The sequence below is a fragment of the Streptomyces sp. IBSBF 3136 genome, from assembly GCF_036815105.1.
Classification (GTDB): Bacteria; Actinomycetota; Actinomycetes; order Streptomycetales; family Streptomycetaceae; genus Streptomyces.
Genome location: NZ_JAJSZC010000406.1, coordinates 1 through 3,144, shown reverse-complemented (window position 1 = coordinate 3,144; position 3,144 = coordinate 1). Strand labels below are relative to the sequence as shown.

Annotated in this window: 2 protein-coding genes and 1 pseudogene; 2 read left to right on the top strand and 1 reads right to left on the bottom strand. The window is 71.5% G+C overall.

The annotated features are described in order from the left end of the window. Positions 1-94 precede the first annotated feature (94 nt). Complete coding sequence (locus V7E45_RS39560) at positions 95-1,921, bottom strand: glycoside hydrolase family 18 chitinase (protein ID WP_333779130.1); 1,827 nt, start codon at positions 1,919-1,921, stop codon at positions 95-97. A 218-nt stretch (positions 1,922-2,139) separates the two neighbouring features. On the opposite strand from V7E45_RS39560, the gene V7E45_RS39555 reads away from it, so the two are divergent. Beyond that, complete coding sequence (locus V7E45_RS39555; RefSeq protein ID WP_333779129.1) at positions 2,140-2,835, top strand: response regulator transcription factor; 696 nt, start codon at positions 2,140-2,142, stop codon at positions 2,833-2,835. Further along, positions 2,832-3,144, top strand: a pseudogene (locus V7E45_RS39550) (two-component sensor histidine kinase); the annotation flags it as partial. The gene V7E45_RS39555 and the pseudogene V7E45_RS39550, both read left to right, overlap by 4 nt.

Sequence of the window (3,144 nt, the reverse complement as noted above, 5' to 3'; positions counted from 1 at the left end):
CCCCCCCCCCCCCCCCCCCCCCCCCCCCCCCCCCCCCCCCCCCCCCCCCCCCCCCCCCCCCCCCCCCCCCCCGGCGGTCGTGCGGCGGGAGCGATCAGCTCAGTCCGCTGTTGATGGCGCTCACCAGCTCACCGTTGCTGGTGTCACCGCTGAACTCCCAGAAGAACGCGCCGCCCAGACCCTGGTTCTTGGCCCAGGTCATCTTGGAGGCGATGGTGGCGGGGGTGTCGTACGACCACCAGTTGCTGCCGCAGTGCGCGTAGGCCGTGCCCGCGACCGTGCCGGTGGCCGGGCAGGACGCCTTGAGCACCTTGTAGTCCTCGATGCCCTGCTCGTAGGTGCCCGCGGCCGGGCCCGTGGCGGTGCCGCCGGGGGCGTCCTGGGTGACGCCGGTCCAGCCGCGGCCGTAGAAGCCGATGCCGATGAGCAGCTTGCTCGCGGGAACGCCGGCCGCCTTGTACTTGGCCATCGCGTCGGCGGTGGTGAAGCCGTCCTTCGGGATGCCGGAGTACGAGGTGAGCGGGGAGTGCGGGGCCGTGGGGCCCTTGGCGTCCCAGGCGCCGAAGAAGTCGTACGTCATCACGTTGTACCAGTCGACGTACTGGGAGGCGCCCGCGTAGTCCGCGGCCTCGATCTTGCCGCCGGCCGAGCCGTCGGCGGTGACCGCGGCGGTGACCAGGGCCTTGGAGCCGAACTTGGCGCGCAGCGCCGACATCACGTTCTTGAACGCGGCCGCACCGCTGGTGTCACACGACAGACCGCAGGCGTTCGGGTACTCCCAGTCGATGTCGATGCCGTCGAACACGTCGGCCCAGCGCGGGTCCTCGACCAGGTTGTAGCAGGACTGGGCGAAGGCGGTCGGGTTGGCCGCCGCCTGCGCGAAGCCGCCGGACCAGGTCCAGCCGCCGAAGGACCAGATGACCTTCAGGTTCGGGTACTTGGCCTTCAGCTCACGCAGCTGGTTGAAGTTGCCGCGCAGCGGCTGGTCCCAGGTGTCCGCCACGCCGCTGACCGACTGGTCGGCGGTGAACGCCTTGTCGTAGTCGGCGTAGGAGTCGCCGATGGCGCACTGGCCGTTGGTGACGTTGCCGAAGGCGTAGTTGATGTGCGTGATCTTCGCGGCGGAGCCGGACGTCACCAGGTTCTTGACGTTGTAGTTGCGGCCGTAGATGCCCCACTCGGTGAAGTAGCCGAGCTTGACCTTGTCACCGCCGGTGGGCGGGGGAGTGGTGCCGCCGCCGGTGGTGTGCACCTTGACCGCGCCGCTGACCGGGCCGGTCTGGTCGGCGGTGTCGCGGGCCTGCACGGTGTAGGAGTAGTCGGTGCCGGCGGTCAGACCGGAGTCCGTGTACGAGGTGGCGGTGACCGTCGCGACCTTGCTGCCGTCGCGCAGTACGTCGTAGTTCTTGACGCCCTTGTCGTCGGTGGCCGCGCCCCAGCTCAGCTTCACCGAGGTGTCGGTGATGCCGGAGGCGGTCGGGGTGCCGGGCGCGGAGGGGGCCGCGTCACCCGGGACCGTCGTCCCGTCGCAGCTGTCGCCGTTCAGCTTGCAGTTGGACGGGGAGCCGGGGCCCGCGCCGTTGAAGCCGAAGGAGACGGAGGCGCCGGGGGCGAGGGTGCCGTTGTAGGACTTGTTCTTGGCGGTCCAGTGGGTGCCGGAGTTCGTGACGTCCGCGTCCCACGCGGAGGTCACGGAGGTGCCGGAGGGGAAGTCCCACTCGACGGTCCAGGAGCTGATGCCGCTGGTACCGGTGTTCTTGATGGTCCACTGGCCGCCGAAGCCGGTTCCCCAGTCGCTGGTCTTGGCGAAGCTCGCGGTCGCGTTGGTCGCGGCCTGGGCGGGGCTCGCGAGACCGACCAGGCCGGCCAGGGGGAGCAACAGGGTCGCGAACCCTGCCGCGGCTCTGTGTCTGAAGCGCATGCTGCGCCTCCCTCTTCATCGGGGGTGTCAGGGGCATGACTGAGCCTTCACGCCCACGGTGCCGCGAGAATAGAAAGGTCTGGACCACAGGTCAATAGGTCTGGACCACTTCCCTGTTCGTCCGGCTTGTTCACCAACTCACCTGTCACCACCGCCCCTTGGGTGGCGCCCATAGCCGGGAGCCGTACCCTGACCGGGCGATGAGCCAGGGAGGGCACATGAGCGAGCCGACACGGCCCGGGACCGTGCTGGTCGTGGACGACGACGAGGCCATCCGGCGCTCGCTGGAACGCGGGCTCAGGCTCAGCGGCTTCACCGTCCGCACCGCCGACAGCGGCGCCGGGGCACTGGACGCCGTCCGGGACGCGTCCCCCGACGTCCTGGTGCTCGACGTGTCGATGCCCGGCATGAGCGGCATCGAGGTGTGCACCCGGCTCCGGGACGAGGGCCGGGACCTGCCCGTGCTGATGCTCTCCGCGCTCGACGAGAGCGCCGACCGCATCGCGGGACTCCAGGCGGGCGGCGACGACTACCTGGTCAAGCCGTTCGCCCTGCAGGAGCTGGTGCTGCGGCTGCGGGCACTGCTGCGGCGCCGCCCGCCCACCGGCCGGGAGGTGCTGCGCGTCGCCGCACTCGTGATCGACCCCGCCGCCCGCACCGCCGAGCGCGACGGGCGGCCGCTGGAGCTGACCCGCCGCGAGTTCGAACTGCTGGAGGTGCTCGCCCGCAACGCCGGACTCGTCCTCACCCGCGACCAGCTCCTGGAACGCGTATGGGGCTACGACTTCGACGTGCGCACCGACGCCGTCGACACCTTCGTCAGCTACCTGCGGCGCAAACTGGAGGCCGGCGGACACCCCCGGCTGATCCACACGGTGCGCGGCGTCGGCTTCGTCCTGCGGGAGACTCCGTGAGGCTGTCCACCAGGATCGGCCTCGCCGTCGGCTGCACCGTCCCGCTCCTGGTCCTGGCCTCCGGCTGGCTGCTGCTCCACCTCGTCGCCCGGGATCTGCGCGGTGCCGAGGACCAGCAGCTGCGCCGCCGGGCGACGGCCGTGGCACCCGACGCCCGGGCCCTGCTGCGGGCCGCCTCGAACGGCCGGCCCAAGGCGGCCGACACCCGCGAGCGGCAGCTCTACAGCGCCGCCCTCGACGTCGGCGTACGCGTCATCACTCCCGGAGCGACCTTCAGCGGCGGTCCCCAACCCGGCCCCGCCGTGCCCC

Excerpts from the sequence above, each read along its gene's own strand:
- V7E45_RS39560 (WP_333779130.1), bottom strand. The coding sequence starts at position 1,921 with ATGCGCTTCAGACACAGAGCCGCGGCAGGGTTCGCGACCCTGTTGCTC.
- V7E45_RS39555 (WP_333779129.1), top strand. The coding sequence starts at position 2,140 with ATGAGCGAGCCGACACGGCCCGGGACCGTGCTGGTCGTGGACGACGAC.